Annotated in this window: 18 protein-coding genes and 1 tRNA gene; 10 read left to right on the top strand and 9 right to left on the bottom strand. The window is 61.6% G+C overall.

What is annotated here, in order from left to right; genetic code table 11:
• Window positions 1-8: 8 nt before the first annotated feature.
• From msrA to JJJ17_RS10015, 3 genes are all read right to left on the bottom strand, one after another.
• On the bottom strand, window positions 9-518 hold the full coding sequence (gene msrA, locus JJJ17_RS10005) for a peptide-methionine (S)-S-oxide reductase MsrA (RefSeq protein WP_200685983.1): 510 nt from the start codon (window positions 516-518) through the stop codon (window positions 9-11).
• Window positions 515-961 (bottom strand): peptide-methionine (R)-S-oxide reductase MsrB, encoded by a 447-nt coding sequence (msrB, locus tag JJJ17_RS10010; protein ID WP_200685985.1) that lies wholly within the window; start codon window positions 959-961, stop codon window positions 515-517. The genes msrA and msrB overlap by 4 nt, the downstream gene beginning before the upstream one ends.
• A 133-nt stretch (window positions 962-1,094) precedes the next feature.
• Window positions 1,095-2,063, bottom strand: coding sequence for an NAD(P)H-dependent flavin oxidoreductase (locus JJJ17_RS10015; protein ID WP_200685987.1), 969 nt, complete (start codon window positions 2,061-2,063; stop codon window positions 1,095-1,097).
• Between the two features lie 197 nt (window positions 2,064-2,260).
• Here JJJ17_RS10015 and JJJ17_RS10020 point away from each other — a divergent pair, with 197 nt between their 5' ends.
• On the top strand, window positions 2,261-3,202 hold the full coding sequence (locus JJJ17_RS10020; protein WP_200685989.1) for an omptin family outer membrane protease: 942 nt from the start codon (window positions 2,261-2,263) through the stop codon (window positions 3,200-3,202).
• A 49-nt stretch (window positions 3,203-3,251) separates the two neighbouring features.
• Here the strand turns inward: JJJ17_RS10020 and clpB are convergent, their stop codons facing one another.
• Window positions 3,252-5,891 (bottom strand): ATP-dependent chaperone ClpB, encoded by a 2,640-nt coding sequence (gene clpB, locus JJJ17_RS10025; RefSeq protein WP_200685991.1) that lies wholly within the window; start codon window positions 5,889-5,891, stop codon window positions 3,252-3,254.
• Between the two features lie 163 nt (window positions 5,892-6,054).
• On the opposite strand from clpB, the gene JJJ17_RS10030 reads away from it, so the two are divergent.
• The 3 genes from JJJ17_RS10030 (at window position 6,055) to JJJ17_RS10040 (ending at window position 8,271) form a co-directional block, all read left to right on the top strand.
• Window positions 6,055-6,768, top strand: coding sequence for an SIMPL domain-containing protein (locus JJJ17_RS10030; protein WP_200685993.1), 714 nt, complete (start codon window positions 6,055-6,057; stop codon window positions 6,766-6,768).
• Between the two features lie 3 nt (window positions 6,769-6,771).
• Window positions 6,772-7,485, top strand: coding sequence for an orotidine-5'-phosphate decarboxylase (pyrF, locus tag JJJ17_RS10035; RefSeq protein ID WP_200685995.1), 714 nt, complete (start codon window positions 6,772-6,774; stop codon window positions 7,483-7,485).
• Window positions 7,486-7,551: 66 nt separating this feature from the next.
• Window positions 7,552-8,271: a hypothetical protein gene (locus JJJ17_RS10040; RefSeq protein WP_200685997.1), complete on the top strand. Its 720-nt coding sequence runs from the start codon at window positions 7,552-7,554 to the stop codon at window positions 8,269-8,271.
• 275 nt (window positions 8,272-8,546) lie between these two features.
• Here the strand turns inward: JJJ17_RS10040 and JJJ17_RS10045 are convergent, their stop codons facing one another.
• The 4 genes from JJJ17_RS10045 to JJJ17_RS10060 are packed head-to-tail and all read right to left on the bottom strand — an operon-like array spanning window position 8,547 to window position 11,034.
• On the bottom strand, window positions 8,547-8,996 hold the full coding sequence (locus JJJ17_RS10045) for an NUDIX hydrolase (RefSeq protein ID WP_200685999.1): 450 nt from the start codon (window positions 8,994-8,996) through the stop codon (window positions 8,547-8,549).
• On the bottom strand, window positions 8,996-9,262 hold the full coding sequence (locus JJJ17_RS10050; RefSeq protein ID WP_234464049.1) for an NfeD family protein: 267 nt from the start codon (window positions 9,260-9,262) through the stop codon (window positions 8,996-8,998). The genes JJJ17_RS10045 and JJJ17_RS10050 overlap by 1 nt, the downstream gene beginning before the upstream one ends.
• Window positions 9,262-10,164, bottom strand: a complete 903-nt coding sequence (locus tag JJJ17_RS10055; RefSeq protein WP_200686003.1) for an SPFH domain-containing protein — start codon at window positions 10,162-10,164, stop codon at window positions 9,262-9,264. Before JJJ17_RS10055 ends, JJJ17_RS10050 begins: the two co-directional genes overlap by 1 nt.
• 27 nt (window positions 10,165-10,191) lie before the next feature.
• On the bottom strand, window positions 10,192-11,034 hold the full coding sequence (locus JJJ17_RS10060) for an N-formylglutamate amidohydrolase (RefSeq protein ID WP_234464023.1): 843 nt from the start codon (window positions 11,032-11,034) through the stop codon (window positions 10,192-10,194).
• 194 nt (window positions 11,035-11,228) lie between these two features.
• On the opposite strand from JJJ17_RS10060, the gene JJJ17_RS10065 reads away from it, so the two are divergent.
• From JJJ17_RS10065 to rpsO, 5 genes are all read left to right on the top strand, one after another.
• A tRNA-Val gene (locus JJJ17_RS10065) sits at window positions 11,229-11,303 on the top strand.
• 77 nt (window positions 11,304-11,380) lie between these two features.
• Window positions 11,381-11,506, top strand: coding sequence for a type B 50S ribosomal protein L36 (ykgO, locus tag JJJ17_RS10070; RefSeq protein WP_042245282.1), 126 nt, complete (start codon window positions 11,381-11,383; stop codon window positions 11,504-11,506).
• Window positions 11,507-11,574: 68 nt separating this feature from the next.
• Window positions 11,575-12,078: a DUF1643 domain-containing protein gene (locus JJJ17_RS10075; RefSeq protein WP_200686005.1), complete on the top strand. Its 504-nt coding sequence runs from the start codon at window positions 11,575-11,577 to the stop codon at window positions 12,076-12,078.
• Between the two features lie 92 nt (window positions 12,079-12,170).
• Window positions 12,171-13,211, top strand: coding sequence for a calcium-binding protein (locus JJJ17_RS10080; protein ID WP_200686007.1), 1,041 nt, complete (start codon window positions 12,171-12,173; stop codon window positions 13,209-13,211).
• 156 nt (window positions 13,212-13,367) lie between these two features.
• Window positions 13,368-13,637 carry a 30S ribosomal protein S15 gene (gene rpsO / locus JJJ17_RS10085; protein WP_200686009.1) on the top strand — a complete coding sequence of 90 codons (270 nt, stop codon included), beginning with the start codon at window positions 13,368-13,370 and terminating at the stop codon, window positions 13,635-13,637.
• 263 nt (window positions 13,638-13,900) lie between these two features.
• On the opposite strand, the gene JJJ17_RS10090 is transcribed toward rpsO, so the two are convergent.
• The gene (locus JJJ17_RS10090; RefSeq protein WP_200686011.1) at window positions 13,901-14,488 is read right to left on the bottom strand and encodes a YdeI/OmpD-associated family protein; all 588 of its coding nucleotides are present in this window, start codon (window positions 14,486-14,488) and stop codon (window positions 13,901-13,903) included.
• A 299-nt stretch (window positions 14,489-14,787) separates the two neighbouring features.
• Between JJJ17_RS10090 and mqo the strand changes: the two genes are divergently transcribed.
• Window positions 14,788-16,431, top strand: a complete 1,644-nt coding sequence (gene mqo, locus JJJ17_RS10095; protein WP_200686013.1) for a malate dehydrogenase (quinone) — start codon at window positions 14,788-14,790, stop codon at window positions 16,429-16,431.
• Window positions 16,432-16,557 lie beyond the last annotated feature (126 nt).

A 16,557-nucleotide genomic window follows, 5' to 3' on the forward strand; every position in this document is an offset into this window, starting at 1 on the left:
CTATCGTATCAAACGGTCTCTTTGCGCTTCGGTAGAACCCAATCCGTGCGCGGGAAATGGCAGGTATAGCCATTCGGGAACCGCTCCAGATAATCCTGATGCTCGGGCTCGGCTTCCCAGAAATCGCCCACAGGCTCCAACTCGGTCACCACTTGTCCCGGCCAAATCCCCGAGGCGTTCACATCGGCAATCGTATCCTCGGCCACCTGCTTTTGTTCGTCATCCAGATAGTAGATGGCCGAACGATAGCTGCGCCCGATGTCGTTGCCCTGCCGGTTGCTGGTTGTCGGATCGTGGATCTGGAAGAAGAATTCCAGCAGCTTGCGATACGAGATCATCGACGGATCATAGGTGATTTCAATCCCTTCCGCGTGATCGCCGTGGTCGCGATAAGTGGCGTTCGGATGATTGTCATCGCCGGTATATCCAACCCGGGTCGAGATCACGCCGGGCAAACGCCGGATCAGATCCTGCATCCCCCAGAAACATCCGCCGGCCAGAATTGCATGGGTCGTCATTTCACCGCTCCTTCAACCTGATCCAGATAAGCGCCATAGCCTTCTGCCTCCATCCGATCCGCAGGCACGAACCGCAGCGAGGCCGAGTTAATGCAATAGCGCAGACCGCCCGCCGCGGTCGGGCCATCGGGGAAAACATGGCCCAGATGGCTGTCACCATGTTTCGAACGAACCTCGGTGCGTACCATGCCGAAGGTCACATCGCGATGCTCGGTCACGTTGGTATCTATGGGCTTGGTAAAGGCGGGCCAGCCGCAGCCGGAATTGTATTTATCGGCCGACGCGAACAAAGGCTCGCCCGAGACGATATCGACATAGATGCCGGGTTCGAAATGGTGGTCATATTCGCCGGTGAAGGCGCGCTCGGTGCCGCTTTCCTGCGTGATCCGATATTGCTCGGGCGTCAGGCGGTCGATTGCATCTTGGGATTTGGTATAGGCCATGTGTTCCTCCACGAATGGGGCTTCGCGGCACTATATGGTGTCGCAAGGCGCGAACGCAAAGGTGGGTGAGGCGGTTATGCGGGCCGTTTACCCCCAAAAGCCTCGCCGGCGTTCGCACATGGCCCGCTGCGCCTCACAGTCGGGCAATTTCCGCCTTTGCCTCGGCATATTCTGCGGCCAGCCTGTCGATCCGATCTGCCGCAGGCTCGACCGCCCGAACCGCGCCGATCCCCTGACCCGAACCCCAGATCTGGCTCCATGCCTTGGGCTTCGACGATGCGCCTCCGAAATTCATGGTCGAGACATCCGCATGTTCCAGATCATCCGGGTTCAACCCTGCCGCGCGGATCGAAGGTGCCAGATAATTCCCCGAAACCCCGGTGAAGAGCGACGAGGTGACGATATCCATCGCCCCGCTTTCCACGATCATCTGCTTGTAATCGCCGGGCGCGTTCGCCTCGGTCGTGGCGATGAAGGGGCTGCCGATATAGGCCAGATCGGCGCCCATCGCCTGCGCCGCCAAGACCGCCCGGCCAGTGGCGATTGCGCCCGACAGCAGCAGCGGCCCATCGAACCATTCGCGGATTTCCTGCACCAGCGCGAAGGGCGATTGCGGGCCGGCATGGCCGCCCGCACCGGCTGCAACCGCGATCAGACCGTCGGCGCCTTTCTCGATCGCTTTCTTTGCAAAGGTATTGTTGATGATGTCGTGCAGCGCGATGCCGCCGCAATCATGGGCGGCTGCGTTCACCTCGGGGCGCGCGCCCAGCGAAGTGATCCAGATCGGCACCTTGTAACGGTGGCAGATTTCAATGTCCCGTTCCAGCCGGGCATTGCTGCGATGCACGATCTGGTTCACGGCAAAGGGTGCCGCAGGATGATCGGGGTTCGACTGGTTGTGCCGGTCCAGTTCCTCATTGATCCGGGTCAGCCACGCTTCCAGCAAAGGCGGCTCACCATCCTTCTCGCGCGCGTTCAGGGCCGGGAAACTGCCGACGATCCCGGCCTTGCATTGCGCGATGACAAGCTCTGGCCCCGAAACGATGAACATCGGCGATGCCACAACGGGAATACGCAGGTTTTGCAGGATGGGTGGCAGCATCTTTTCCTCCTCACGAACTGCCTTGGACGATGGCGCGCGGTGGGCGAGGGGGCAAGCGTAACGCAGCGACAGATGATTGGTGCCCGCGGGCAACAAGCCCGCATCGATGGGCGCCACGCGGTCGCTTTCGGTTGACCATAGGTCAATGCACGCTCAGGGTCGCGCGCGATTTATTTTGTTTTGTTTTGGGGTTTCCGATGTGTGTGTTTTCACGATTTTTGCTGCCCGTCCTTGCAGCGCTTACCCTCACCTTTCCGGCCAGTGCAGAGATCGCGGACACCGCCCGCCCGCGGTTCGAGGTGGCGCTTGGGCATACGACGCTGAGCGCGAATGAGCAGGTCTATTGGAACGGTGACCGGATCAGCCGCCTGAACTGGGAGGCCAAGGTGCCCACGGCCACTTTGGGCTTCAGCAACCGCTTTGCGGATGGCTGGATCCTGAACGGTCAGGCGACCTTCCGGCTGGGCGGAAACGGCCACATGACCGACCATGACTGGCTGCCGCCCTTCGCGACCGGCTTTGGCCCGGATGACTGGAGCCATCAGTCCACCCACCCGGATTCGCCGCTGCGGAAATATCTGGACGTGGATCTGAGCCTTGGACGCGACATTGTCCTGAACGATTCCACCCGACTGAACCTGCATGGCGGCGTGAAATACACCAATGTCAGGTGGGATGCGCGCGGTGGCACCTCGGTTTATTCCTATCAAGACCTTCGTGATACGGCAGGCCTGTTCCGTGACGGGATGCGTGTCGTTTCCTACAAGCAAGAGCATGTGACGATCTTTGGCGGGGCCGAGCTGACCCGTGTTCAGGGTCCGTGGCAGTTTTCGGGGCGGTTGCGCGCGGGGATCAGTCCGTCACCGCAGGAACGCGACCATCACTGGCTGAGAGATCTGCGCTTCGACAATGATTATGGTGCCATGGCCTATGCCAGCATCGCCGGGCAGGTTGATTATCAGATTGCCGACCGCTTCACCGTCTTCGCTTCGGCAGGCTATCAGAAATTCTTCGAAGATCGCGGTGATGCCTATTACACGACGATCGAACACGGCCAGGATCTTGGCTATGCGCCGGGCGCTGCCGGAGCCGACCTTTCAGCGATGACCGTCGCTTTCGGCGTCTCTGGCCGGTTCTGAAAGCTGTTGCCCGAATGAAAAACGGCCCCGGAAACCGGGGCCGTTCTCGTTAGTGGACGGTAGAGGATCGCGGACCTTCGCCCACGGCACCCAGCTTGTGCCCGGCCTTGCCGACGCGGTTGCCGACGATCAGCCCGTCATCGCCCACGGTGACATGCACGGTTTGCCCGTCCAACACCTCGCCCGACAGGATCAGTTCAGCCAGCGGGTCCTGCAACGCTCGCTGGATCACCCGTTTCAGCGGGCGGGCACCGAAGACCGGATCGTAGCCTTCGTCAGCCAGCCACTTCCGCGCCGCCTCGTCCAGATCCAGCGTGATCTTGCGCTGTGCCAGACGCTGTTCCAGCAACCAAAGCTGGATATTGACGATACCGTCCATATTGTCGCGCGTCAGGCGGCGGAAGATGATGATCTCGTCCAGACGGTTCAGGAATTCCGGCCGGAAATGCGCCCGGACGGCCTCCATCACCTGCTGGCGGGCATCCGATGAATCCGCGTCCTCGGGCAGATGCGACAAAGCCTGCGACCCAAGGTTCGAGGTCAGGATGATCACCGTATTCTTGAAATCGACCCGGCGCCCCTGCCCATCGGTCAACTGCCCGTCGTCAAGGACTTGCAGCAGCACGTTGAACACATCGGGATGCGCCTTTTCCACCTCATCAAACAGGATCACCGAATAGGGCCGGCGCCGGACAGCCTCGGTCAGCACGCCGCCTTCGTCATAGCCGACATAGCCCGGAGGGGCACCGATCAGCCGCGCTACGGAATGTTTTTCCATGAACTCGGACATATCGATGCGGACCATCGCCTGATCGTCGTCGAACATGAATTCGGCCAAGGCCTTGGTCAGTTCGGTCTTGCCGACGCCGGTGGGGCCAAGGAACAGGAAACTGCCCAGCGGACGGTTTTCGTCGTTCAGCCCGGCACGCGCGCGACGGACCGAGTTCGACACGGCGATCACTGCCTCGGACTGGCCGATGACGCGCTTGCCGATCTGCTCTTCCATCTTCAGCAGCTTGTCACGCTCGCCCTCCAGCATCTTGCTGGTCGGGATGCCGGTCCAGCGTTCGACCACCTCGGCGATCTGTTCGGGGCGGACGGCCTCTTCCACCATCAGCCCGTCGGCGCCGCCGTTTTCGGCGTCGGACAATTGCTTTTCCAGACCGGGGATGATGCCATAAGACAGCTCACCCGCGCGGGCCAGATTGCCCTCGCGCTTGGCCTGATCCAGTTCGGCGCGGGCACGGTCAAGCTGCTCTTTCAGGGTCCGCGAGCCTTCTAGCTTGTCACGTTCGGCCTGCCAGCGGGCGGTCATTTCGGCCGATTGCTGTTGCAGGTCAGACAGATCCTTCTCGATCCGCTCAAGCCGGTCTTTCGAGGCCGCGTCGTCTTCTTTTTTCAGCGCCTCTGCCTCGATCTGCATTTGCAGGATCTGGCGATCCAGCGCGTCCAGTTCTTCGGGCTTGCTGTCCACTTCCATGCGCAGACGGCTGGCGGCCTCGTCCACAAGGTCGATGGCCTTGTCGGGCAGGAAGCGGTCGGTAATGTAGCGGTTCGACAATTGCGCAGCCGCAACCAGCGCCGCATCGCTGATGCGGACGCCGTGGTGAAGCTCATACTTCTCCTTGATGCCGCGCAGGATGCTGATCGTATCCTCGACCGTCGGCTCCTCGACCATCACCGGCTGGAAGCGACGGGCAAGGGCCGCATCCTTTTCGATATATTTGCGATACTCGTCCAGCGTCGTGGCACCCACGCAATGCAATTCGCCCCGGGCAAGCGCAGGCTTGATCAGGTTGGCGGCGTCCATGGCGCCATCGGTTTTACCGGCGCCGACCAGAACGTGCATTTCATCGATGAACAGGATGATTTCGCCTGCAGCGGTCTCGATCTCTTTCAGGATCGACTTCAGCCGTTCCTCGAACTCGCCGCGATATTTCGCACCGGCGATCAGCGCGCCCATGTCCAAGGCCATCAGCCGCTTGTCACGCAGCGATTCCGGCACGTCGCCGTCGATTATGCGCAGGGCAAGGCCCTCGGCGATGGCGGTCTTGCCGACGCCGGGTTCACCGATCAGAACCGGATTGTTCTTGGTGCGGCGGGACAGAACCTGCATGGCGCGGCGGATTTCCTCATCCCGCCCTATGATCGGGTCGATCTTGCCTTCGCGTGCAGCGGCAGTCAGGTCGCGGGCATATTTCTCAAGCGCCTCATAGCTGTCCTCGGCACTGGCGCTGTCTGCGGTGCGGCCCTTGCGAATGTCGTTGATGGCAGAATTCAGGTTCTGCGCGGTGACCTGCCCGGCGGTCAGGGCGTCCTTGGCATTGGTGTTCACCATCGCCATCGCCATCAGGATCCGCTCGGCCGGGACAAAGCTGTCACCGGCTTTCTTTGCCAGCTTTTCAGCCTCGTCCAGCACCCGCACCATCGAGGGGTCCACATAAACCTGACCGCCGCCGCTGCCGGACACTTTGGGCAGCTTGGACACGGCCTGATCCACGGCCTCGCGCACGCGCCGGGCATCACCGCCCGCGCGGGTGATCAGGTTCGAGGCCAGCCCCTGATCGTCATCCATCAATGCTTTCAGCAAATGTTCGGGCACAACCCGCTGATTTTCTTCGCGGATCGCAATCGTCTGTGCAGCTTGCAGAAACCCGCGCGACCGCTCCGTGAACTTTTCCATGTTCATCGGCAATGCTCCTCTTTACGTTAGCACCCGCTCTTGCACCGCCCGTTCCGGCACGGCCCGCTCGCGGGTCTTGTGATCACAAGATGGGACCGTCCAAACAGGGTTTCAAGCGTCCCGATTGTATGTCATGAGTGCGTCACAGCAAAAGATTTCAGGTGCGGCGATGCGACAAAGTATCGGATTGGTTCTGGCGGCAATCATGCTGGCCATCGGCATTGGCTTGGCCGGATTTTTCGGAAGTCAGACCATCCTGAACGCGCGCACCGGCGCCAATACCGCAGCAGTCAAGGGCCTGTCCGAACGTCTGGTCGAATCCGACAAGGCGCGCTGGTCGCTGTCCTATAGCCGGACCGAGCGTGATCCGGCGCTTGTCGCCGATACCTTCGCCAACGCCGAAGCCATCACCACGCGCCTGCGCAGCATTCTGGCAGAGCAGGGGTTCGAGGAGGCCGAAATCTATGTCGCGCCGCTGGTCAGGAACGATTTCGACGAACGCGACAATGAGGGGCGCGTTTACGATCGCTATTACAACATTTCGGGGTCGCTGACCGTTTCGACCGCCCGCCCTGAACTGATCGAGCCATCCCGCGCCGCCGTGCTGGATCTGGCCCGCGAAGGCATCCAGATTTCCGAGGACAGTCTGGATTACAGCTTCAACAAGCTGAACGAGATCAAGCCCGACATGCTGCGCGAGGCGACCGAGAATGCCCGCATCGCCGCGGATGAATTTGCCCGGAATGCGGGCGTGACCGTTGGCGGCATCCAAAGCGCTTCGCAAGGCGGGTTCGAGGTGAATGACGCCCCCGGCGCGTCCCCCGGCTCGACCCAGAAGCTGGTGCGGGTCGTCACCAATGTCAGCTTCTATCTGGAGAACTAAGCGATGCCTGCCGATGACCGCCTGATCGTGGCGCTTGACGTGCCGAACGCGCTGGCCGGGCTGGAACTGGCCGGAACTCTGGGCGATGCGGTGGGCTTTTACAAGATCGGCCTTGGCATGCTGACCGGCGGCGGACTGGCCCTTGCCAATGAGCTGAAGCAGGAACACGGCAAGCGCATCTTCCTTGATATGAAGTTGTTCGACATCGGCGCCACGGTCGAGGCTGCCGTGCGCGGGTTGGCGCAGTATGATCTGGATTTCCTGACCGTTCACGGTGATCCGCATGTGGTCCGCGCCGCGAAAGAAGGGGCTGCGGGCAGCAATCTGAAAATTCTGGGCGTGACCATCCTGACCTCGCTGGAGCGCGCCGATCTGGACGCGGGGATGATCCAGCCGGGCGATCTTCAAGAGATCACCGTCGAACGCGCCGCCCGCGCTTTCGAGGCGGGTGCCGACGGTATCATCTGTTCCCCGCGCGAAGCGGCGGCGATCCGGGCGCAACCGGGCTCGCGGTTGATCGTGACGCCGGGTGTGCGACCGGCGGGGGCCGATCTGGGCGATCAGAAGCGGGTTGAGACCCCGGCCAGCGCGATTGCGGCGGGGGTGGACCATATCGTCGTCGGTCGCCCGGTCTGGAAGGCCGCCGATCCGAAAGCTGCCGCGCAGGCGATTTTGGCCGAGATGTCCTCGCCTCAGGCGCAGCGACCGAACGGCTGATTTGCGCGGCGCATTGACCTGATCGGCCGGGCGCGTCACCCTACCCCGATAAGCCGGGGGCAGAACATGCGTAACGATCAGGGTCTGTCGCAAAAGGCCCATAACGATCTGGTCCTGTCCTTCCTGTCGGTCCGTCGCGCGATTGGTGTACTGGGCTTCTTCCTGCCGCTCGCGCTGATTGCCTTTGCGCTTGTCACCGGCCAGTTTCTGCCCAGCATCTCGGACGCCTTCTTCACACCGATGCGGGATATCTTCGTTGGCACGATGATGGCTCAGGCAGTGTTTTTGTGGAGCTATGAGGGCTTTCGCCCGAATAGCGGCGAGCTGATTTCGGACAAGGCAACGGCAAGGATCGCGGCGGTTGCGGCGGCGATGGTGGGGCTTGCGCCGACCAATATGACCCCCGGCACCGAAGGCGCGACAGAACTTCCCTGCACGCTGCTGCAATGCGTGATGGGCACTGGCCCGGCAGCGATGATCCACATGATTGCCGCGGCGGTCTTCTTTGCAGCTTTGGCGATCTATTGTCTGGTGCTTTTCGTCAGGGGTGAGCCTGACAGCCCCGAGAAACGCGCCTCGAACGCCATCTATAGTGCCTGCGGCTGGATCATCGTGGTCAGCATCACGTTGATAGGTATCCTGTTTCTCACCGGACTGGACGAAAGCCTTCGCTGGCTGCGCCCGGTCTTCTGGCTGGAAACAATCGCCACCTTCGCCTTTGCGACAAGCTGGCTGGTCAAGGGCGACAGCCTGCGCCCCCTGGTCCGCGCCGTCGCCGCAAGGTAAGCCGGGATCAAAGCCGATTGACCAATCCGCGCTTACATTCGCGCGGGCCTTTGGGTGAGCCGCTATAGGCTGTCACGCCACATCGGTCGCAGCGGAGTTCAGTCAGCGCCCCGCGCCCGCCGCGCCGCTCCCACCGGCAGGGCCGCCGCCGAAACACTCGGTTCCACACCGGATCAAGACGGTTGGCCATCTCTGCCTGCGCCCGGTCCCGCGCCCAGAGGCGCCAGATGACAAAGGCTGCAACGCTTAAGACGACGATCAGGATCGGCATTGCCCTATTCCTCCAGCACGGTCGTGATCCAACGCCGGAAATGCGGAACGGCGCGGGGGTGGGCGATATATTCCGCCACCGGCATCATCCGCCATTCCTGCCCTTCATCGCCGAAGCGGATCGCCGCGATGTCGCCCGCCGTCAGATTGCCGGTAAAAAGCCATGATACCATGTCGGGCCGCTGATGGGACGGAAAGACACGACCGCGCAGCCGGTTGGGCGGCAGGTGCAGGCCGAACTCTTCCGCCAATTCGCGAAGTGCGCATGTAAGGGCGGACTCTGAGCCCTCTCGACCGCCACCGGGCAAATCCCAATGGGCAGGAAAGGGGATGTGTTCAAAATCATCGCGCAGACAGGTCAGTAACCGCCCGCCTTCCATCAGCAACAGCTTGGCGCCGTGGAAGGGGGCTTCTTCGTTGTGAAAATACCCGGCTTCGGATGCCACCACAGCCATCAGTCGTTGATGTCGCGATCCCAGATCCGCACATCGCCCTTGCTGCCGCCGACCAGCCTGCGCAAGGCGAACCAGACCACCGCCGACATCAGCGCCGTCACGATCAGCGTTAGCGGCAAGCCCGCCGTCCAGACCCCGGACAGCAGCATCACCCCCATGATGCCGACCGCAGCGGCCAGCCCCATGAAGGCCCAGCCGGGCACGAACAGCTCGATCGCGGCCAGCACCAGCGCGGCGATCAGCCAAATCCAGCCGTTGACCCACATCACGATGATCTCCGGCCGGGCAGCAGTTTGAACGCGTCGGTAAAGGCATCCAGCGCCGCCGCAGGCACCACAACGGTTTGCTTGCCGGCGCCTTTGCCAACCTCGGCCAAAGCTTCGACCTGCTTCATCGCCACCTGATATTGCGCGGCTTCCAGACCGTTCTGCTGGATCGCGGCGGCAATCGCAGAGGTCGCGAAGGCTTCGGCCTCGGCAAGAACGCGCTTGGCCTTGGCCTGCTGTTCGGCTGCATAAAGGTCACCATCGGCGGCAAGTTCGACCGCGCGGCGTTTGCCTTCGGCCTCGGTCACCTGCGCGCGGCGGGCGCGTTCGGCGTTCAACTGTTGCAGCATGGCGGCGCGTGTCGCCTGATCCAGATTCACGTCCAGAATTTCGGCCCGCGTCACCTCGATCCCCCAATCGTCCACCACATTGGCCAGCGATTCGCGAATCCGGGTAATCAGAGAGGCACGGTTCGACTGCACCTGATCCAGCTCCATCGTGCCGATCTCGGACCGCACGATGCCTGTGACGGTGGTGGCAATGGCGGCGTCGATATCGCGGATCCGATAAACGGTCTTTTCCGGCTCGATGATGCGATAGAAGACGCTGGTTTCGACCTGCACCAACACGTTGTCAGCGGTGATCGCGTCCTGACTGTTGGTCGGCAATTGCCGCTCAAGGACTGAAATCTTGTGGGCGACCCGGTCAAGGAACGGGAAGATGAAGTTGATCCCCGGCCCAAGCACCGAACGCAGGCGACCGAAGCGTTCGACCACGAATTTCTCGGATTGCGGAACGATACGCACGGCCGAGCTGACGGCCAGGAAAATCACCACCGCGAGAACGATCAGCGCAACGTTCTGCAGCAGGAAATCGGTCAAATTCGTGGCTACGTCATCCATAGAAATGCTCCTTAAAGTAAATATGCCCTATTCGGCGGCGATGGCCGGCTCGGTCGGGCTGTCGGCCTGAAGGCCTGACAATCGACGGATCACGCGGGACATCCGCTCGGCGAAAAGCTCGAAATCGGGGCGCGGCGTGATCGATTTTTCGTCCATATACAGCGATCTGTTGATCTCGACCTGAATGACATGGACGTCTTTGCCGGGGCGGCCATAGGCAGAGCAGATATAGGCCCCCGAGAAGGGCGAGTTGCAGCGAACGCTCCAACCCTCTTCGCTGAGAGCGGCGGTGACCGCTTCGGTCACCCGGGCCGAGGCGGACAGCCCGTGGCGATTTCCCAAAACCATGTCGGGCCGAGGCTCGTTCAGGTGCAGCAGGGCATCTGCAGGCATCGAATGCATGTCGATCAGGATCGCCTGACCGAATTGCGCCCGCGCCTCGGCGATCAGCGCAGTCAGCGCCTGATGATAGGGCCGCCAATAATCGTTGATGCGGCGATCCGCCTCGACCCGGTCGATCGGCTGATCGAAGATCGGGCGACCTTGCGAAACGACGCGCGGAATCACCCCAAGTCCGGCCAATGTGCGCTGGTTCAGCGGATGACGCGGCACGCCGCGCACCGCCAGCGGGTCAATCTCGTCCGAGCCGCGATTCAGATCGACGATACAGCGTGGCACCTGCGCGCAGATGGTGACGGCACCAAGTTCAGGCGCGGGTTCGATCAGCCGATCGACGAACGCATCCTCGGATGAGCGAATCTGTTCGGGGGAAAGACGGGTATCGGCCAGGAACCAGTCAGGATATATGCTGCCGGAATGAGGCGACGCAAAAATGACGCCGCTGGCCCAGTGACGGGGCCGGCTGATCAAGACGGGCAGATCCGTATTGGTAGTCAATGCTAGACCCAGCAAGTGATTCAATATGGTCTTTATAGACGATATGTTTCTTGCGCGGATAGCCCTTGAATCCCCCTGAGGCCGACTATATAGACACGCGAACCGACGGCGGCTTGGCCACGTTTTCCCGAAGAAATTCAGGAGAATTGGCAGAATCACCGAAGGACGGGCGGTTAGCTCAGCGGTAGAGCACTACGTTGACATCGTAGTGGCCACTGGTTCGATCCCAGTACCGCCCACCATTTTTCGCCGCCCCCGGCTCAGGCGTCGGGGGCATTTCGTTTTCCTGCGGCTGCGAGCCGCGTGATGGAGAAGACCGATGAAGGTTCGCAATTCGCTCCGCTCGCTCAAGAGCCGGCACCGCGACTGCCAAGTCGTGCGCCGCAAGGGCCGTATCTACGTGATCAACAAGACCAACCGCCGCTTCAAAGCCCGTCAGGGCTGATCCGGGCGGGATCACTGCGAAGACGAAATGACCCGCCGCCGGCGGGTTTTTTCATGCGGATTTCAGAGATGATCGTCAGAACGCATCAGACAGATTCCAGCTTTTCGACCGCGATCTATTCCGTTTGCGAATCCTATCGCTACGCGCTGACCCGCGAATGGGGCGACGGGCGGCGGGTGATGTTCATCATGCTGAACCCCTCGACCGCGGACGAACGCCGCAACGATCCCACGGTCGAGCGTTGCGAGCGCAGGGCGCGGGCGCTTGGCTGCGGTGCGTTCCGGGTGACCAATCTTTTCGCGTTCCGTGCCACCGATCCGCGCGACCTGAAGCGCGCGGCGGAACCCGTGGGTCCGGCGAATGATCAGGCTCTGCGTGAGGGCGCGGCATGGGCCGATATGATCCTGTGCGGTTGGGGAGCCCACGGTGTTCATCAGGCGCGTGATGCCGAGGTAATCCAGTTGCTGCAACAAAGCGGTGCGGAATTGTGGCATCTGGGTCTGACACTGGCGGGCGCGCCAAGGCATCCGTTGTATCTGTCCTACGCCGTTCAGCCGAGCCTCTGGCGTTAACGCTGTTCCAAGAAAACATTTCGTTAACCGATGGTTGCGGGTGTATCGAGGGCGCGTGAAACGCCTTTAGGCAGTGGTGAAAGGTTCCTGACATGTTGTTGCTCGCCAGTCTGCTGGGGCTGGTTGTGGCGGGTCTGGCGATCGACCTGTCCGGCTCCTCGGCTTCGGATGATGCGCTTGGACAGGATGATGATGACGACGGCCTTTCCGGCACAGGGCAGACGGTTGATGTTGCGCCTCTGCATGTTGTTCTGGGTGAACCCGATCCGGGTGCCATCGGCGATACCCGCAGCAGCGAGGTAGAGACCGGCGGCCCGACCCCGGTTGAACCGCCCGTTGACGGGCTTACTGATCCCCCGGCACCGCAGATTCCTGTGCCCGATGGGCAGATCTATCTTGGTGGCGACGGTTCCGATTACCTGATGGGCGGTGCGGGTGGTGACTCGCTGGATGGCGGTGCGGGCGATGACGATCTGCGCGGCGGGCTTGGTGACGATACAATCCGGGCGGGCGACGGAAATGACTGGGTGCAGGGCGAGGCCGAATATGGGCCGGGCGGCAATGACGAAATCTATGGTGGTGCGGGCAATGATCTGCTGGCCGGACAGTGCGGCGATGATCTGATCTGGGGTGAGCAGGGCGACGACACCCTCTACGGTGGCGAAGGCAACGACACGCTTCATGGTGGCAGCGGCACTGACTGGCTGTCGGGAAATGATGGCGACGATGTGCTGATCTCGGGCGGCGGTGCCGACGATCTGGATGGCGGGCGCGGCAATGATCTGCTGATCGGGGACGACGACCCCGAGACCGTCTGGATGCATGGCGGCGAGGGCGACGATACGCTGATGCCGGGTGCGGGCGACTTTGCCGAAGGGTTGGCGGGCGCTGATCATTTCGTTCTGCGGCAGGTCGATGGCGAGGTGCCGGTGATCGCTGGTTACAATGGCGTCGAGGATCAGATTTTCCTGCATTTACCCGCAGATATTGCCGTGAATGCTGAGATCGCCTTGCAGCGGGATCAGGATGATACGTTGCTGATCACCGTCAACGGGTCGGCTATCGGTCGGTTGTTGCAGGATGGTGGTCTGACGGTTGAAGATATCGTCATCGTGCCTTTGGGCCAGCGGTGAGGGTGGCGGGACGAAGGCGATCAAGAATCGCTTTCATTTCGACGACATTTCCCCTATAGGCGCTCATCTGCCCGGCTAGGGTAGGTGACTCCATGGGCCAGTGCTGGACGACATCCCGGCTTGCGCCATAACCCCAATTTCCGAAAGGAGACCCCGATGTCGATTACTGTTGAAGAAAAAGCCCGCGTCATCAAAGAGTTCGGCACCGTTGCCGGTGACACCGGTTCGCCCGAAGTTCAGGTTGCGATCCTGTCGTCGCGTATTGCCACGCTGACCGAGCACTTCAAGACCCACAAGAAAGACAACCACTCGCGTCGTGGTCTTCTGAAGCTGGTCGCACAGCGCCGTAAGCTGCTGGACTATCTGAAGAAGAAAGACGAAGCCCGCTATACCGATCTGATCGGCAAGCTGGGTCTGCGTCGCTGAGGTGACGGTGGGCTGAAAGCCCACCCAAGGCTTTCTATGATGGCGTCCGTGGCGAAAGCTGCGGGCGTTTTTCTTTGCGCAACACCGCGTGGGTGTTGCGGTTTGGGTGTTAACTTGACGCAGAAATTGATCCTGCGGGTTGGGCCAGCAAATGCTGGAGTTTTAGCTGCACAGGGCGTGCACCGCGCATGCGCAGGACGTGCACAGGGCGTACACAGCTTGCGAACGGTGTGTTGCGTTCTGCCTGTGACCGCGCGGGACGATCAGCGGTCCTGCATGCCTTTGCCCTGAAGGATACGCGGCGCGGCCTTGTCGATGCGTGAGGCGCGGGTGGCCGACTGTTTCGCCTGCGAGAAATGCAGCACCCAGCCACGGCGGCGACCGGGGGTCAGGGCCTCGAAGGCGGTGCGGAAATCGGTGTCGCTGTCCAGACGGGCCACCAGCTCCTCGGGGTAGTCCAGATCGTCCTTGGGGAAATCGACCTTCAGACCGGCCTTCTCATTCGCGATCGCCTCGTCGATATAGGCGAGAAGCACCGGCTTCAAAGCCTCGATCCGGGCGGTGTCGGTGAAATTCACACCGCGCGACGAACGGGAATTGTCGCCGGGCGCTTCAAGGATGCCTTCGGAGTCTTTCAGCAGCACGCCCTTGAAAAAGCCCAGACTGGCGCGGTCCTTGAAGCCCCAGATGATCGCGACATTGGCGCCGTCATGGGTATAGACCGGCGAACGCCATTTGAATTCCTCTTTCAGCGGGCTTTCCAGCAGCAGGGCACGCAGCGCCAGAACCTCGTCGCGCCAGTCGGTGATGCCTGCAAGAAGCTTGTCCACCTTCGGGTCGGTATCGCTCATTCTGCGGCTCCCTGTCGTGAACGGCTACTGTGGCCCGCGCGAGGAATGTTGTCGAGGCTGTCTAAAAGCGGCGATCCCGCCTTCGCTCGCGGTGGTGAATTTCGCGCTGGCATCTGTCACGCTTTCATGCGACCTGCGCTGCGGTGGAGAAAATCTTGATGTGGTTCGCGCGTCTTTCCCAAGTCCTGTGCGGGGATGGCGTGTGACAAAACCGGAAAGGCCCTCCCTTGAAAACCCCTCCTCAATATTCCCCAGACACTGACGCGCGAAGCAAAGGGGCCACGCGCGGCCATGTCGTGATGAACCGCCGACAGCTTCTTGGCTCGACCATTGCGGCGGCGGCGGTCGCGGCGCTTCCGATCCCGCAAGCGCGGGCGCAGGAAAACGCGCGCACCGTTGATGTCGTCCTGATCGGCGGCGGCATGATGAGCGCAACCCTTGGCGTCCTGCTGCACGAGCTTGAGCCGGGCTGGACCTTCGAGATGATCGAGCGGCTGGATGCCGTGGCCGAGGAAAGCTCGAACGGGTGGAACAATGCCGGCACCGGCCATTCGGCGCTGTGCGAGCTGAATTATACGCCCGAGGATGTGGACGGAAACGTCACCATCAACCGCGCCATTGCGATCAACGAGCAGTTCCAGATCTCGCGCCAGTTCTGGTCGCATCAGATCAATCGCGGCACGCTGAGCAATCCGCGATCCTTCATCAACTCGACCCCCCACATGAATCTGGTCTGGGGCGAGGAGAATGTCGATTACCTGCGCCGCCGCTATGAGGCGCTGCAGGCCAGCCCGCTTTTCGCCGGGATGGAGTTCACCACCGACCACGCGCAGATTGCCGAATGGGTGCCGCTGATGATGGCGGGGCGCGATCCGGCGACGAAGCTGGCGGCGACGAAATCCAATCTGGGCACGGATGTGAATTTCGGCGAGATCACCCGCCAATATGTGGACTATCTGTCCGGGCAGGATCAGTTCAGCCTGCGCGTCTCTGCCGAAGTCCGGGCGATCTTCCGCAATGAGGACGGGACGTGGCGCGTGACCTCGGCTGGGCCGGACGGTTCGGAAGAGGTGGTCAACGCGCGCTTTGTCTTTGTCGGCGGGGGCGGCGGCGCGCTGCCGCTGTTGCAGCTTTCGGGGATTGCCGAGATCGATGATTTCGCAGGCTTCCCGGTCGGCGGATCGTTCCTTGTGACCGAAAATCAGGAGATCGTGCAGCAGCATCTGGCGAAGGTCTATGGCAAGGCCTCGGTCGGGTCGCCGCCGATGTCGGTGCCGCATCTGGATACGCGGGTGCTGGACGGGAAAGAGGTTCTGCTGTTCGGTCCATTTGCCACCTTCTCGACCAAGTTCCTGAAGAACGGGTCTTATTTCGATCTGCCCGCCTCGATCACGCTGGAAAATATCTGGCCGATGCTGAGCGTGGCCTGGGACGAATTCGATCTGGTCAAATATCTGGCCGGTCAATTGATGATGTCGCAAGAGGACCGGATGGCGGCTTTGCGCGAATATTATCCGCAGGCCAAGGACGAGGATTGGTATCTGTGGCAGGCCGGTCAGCGCGTGCAGATCATTCAGCGCGATGCGGATGAGGGTGGCGTTCTGAAGCTGGGGACCGAGATCGTCAGTGCCAGTGACGGATCAATCGCGGGTCTGCTGGGCGCGTCGCCGGGCGCCTCGACAGCCGCGCCGATCATGCTGAATCTGCTGGAGCGGGTGTTTGCCGACCGGCTAGCCACGCCGGAATGGCAATCGAAGCTGCGCCAGATCGTGCCGAGCTATGGGATCGAGTTGAACGGCGACCCCGACATGATCGCCAGCATCTGGGCGATGACTGAAAAGACGCTGGATCTGGCAATCCCGTCGCCGCAGGTCGAGGGGGCGGTGATGCCGATGCCCGCGCCGGAAGGCGAGATCGAACGGGTGCCGGATATGGCGCTTTAAGCTAACGTGCCGCGCCTGCCGTTATTCGCGGCGGGCGCGGAATTTCCCGGCGGATCGTCGGTGCCTGCCTTGTGAGGGGCATTTCGGCCCCTATCTCTGGACGAAAGCCCCCTCTCGCGCTACGTC

This window comes from Paracoccus caeni (genome assembly GCF_016629665.1).
Lineage (GTDB): Bacteria > Pseudomonadota > Alphaproteobacteria > Rhodobacterales > Rhodobacteraceae > Paracoccus > Paracoccus caeni.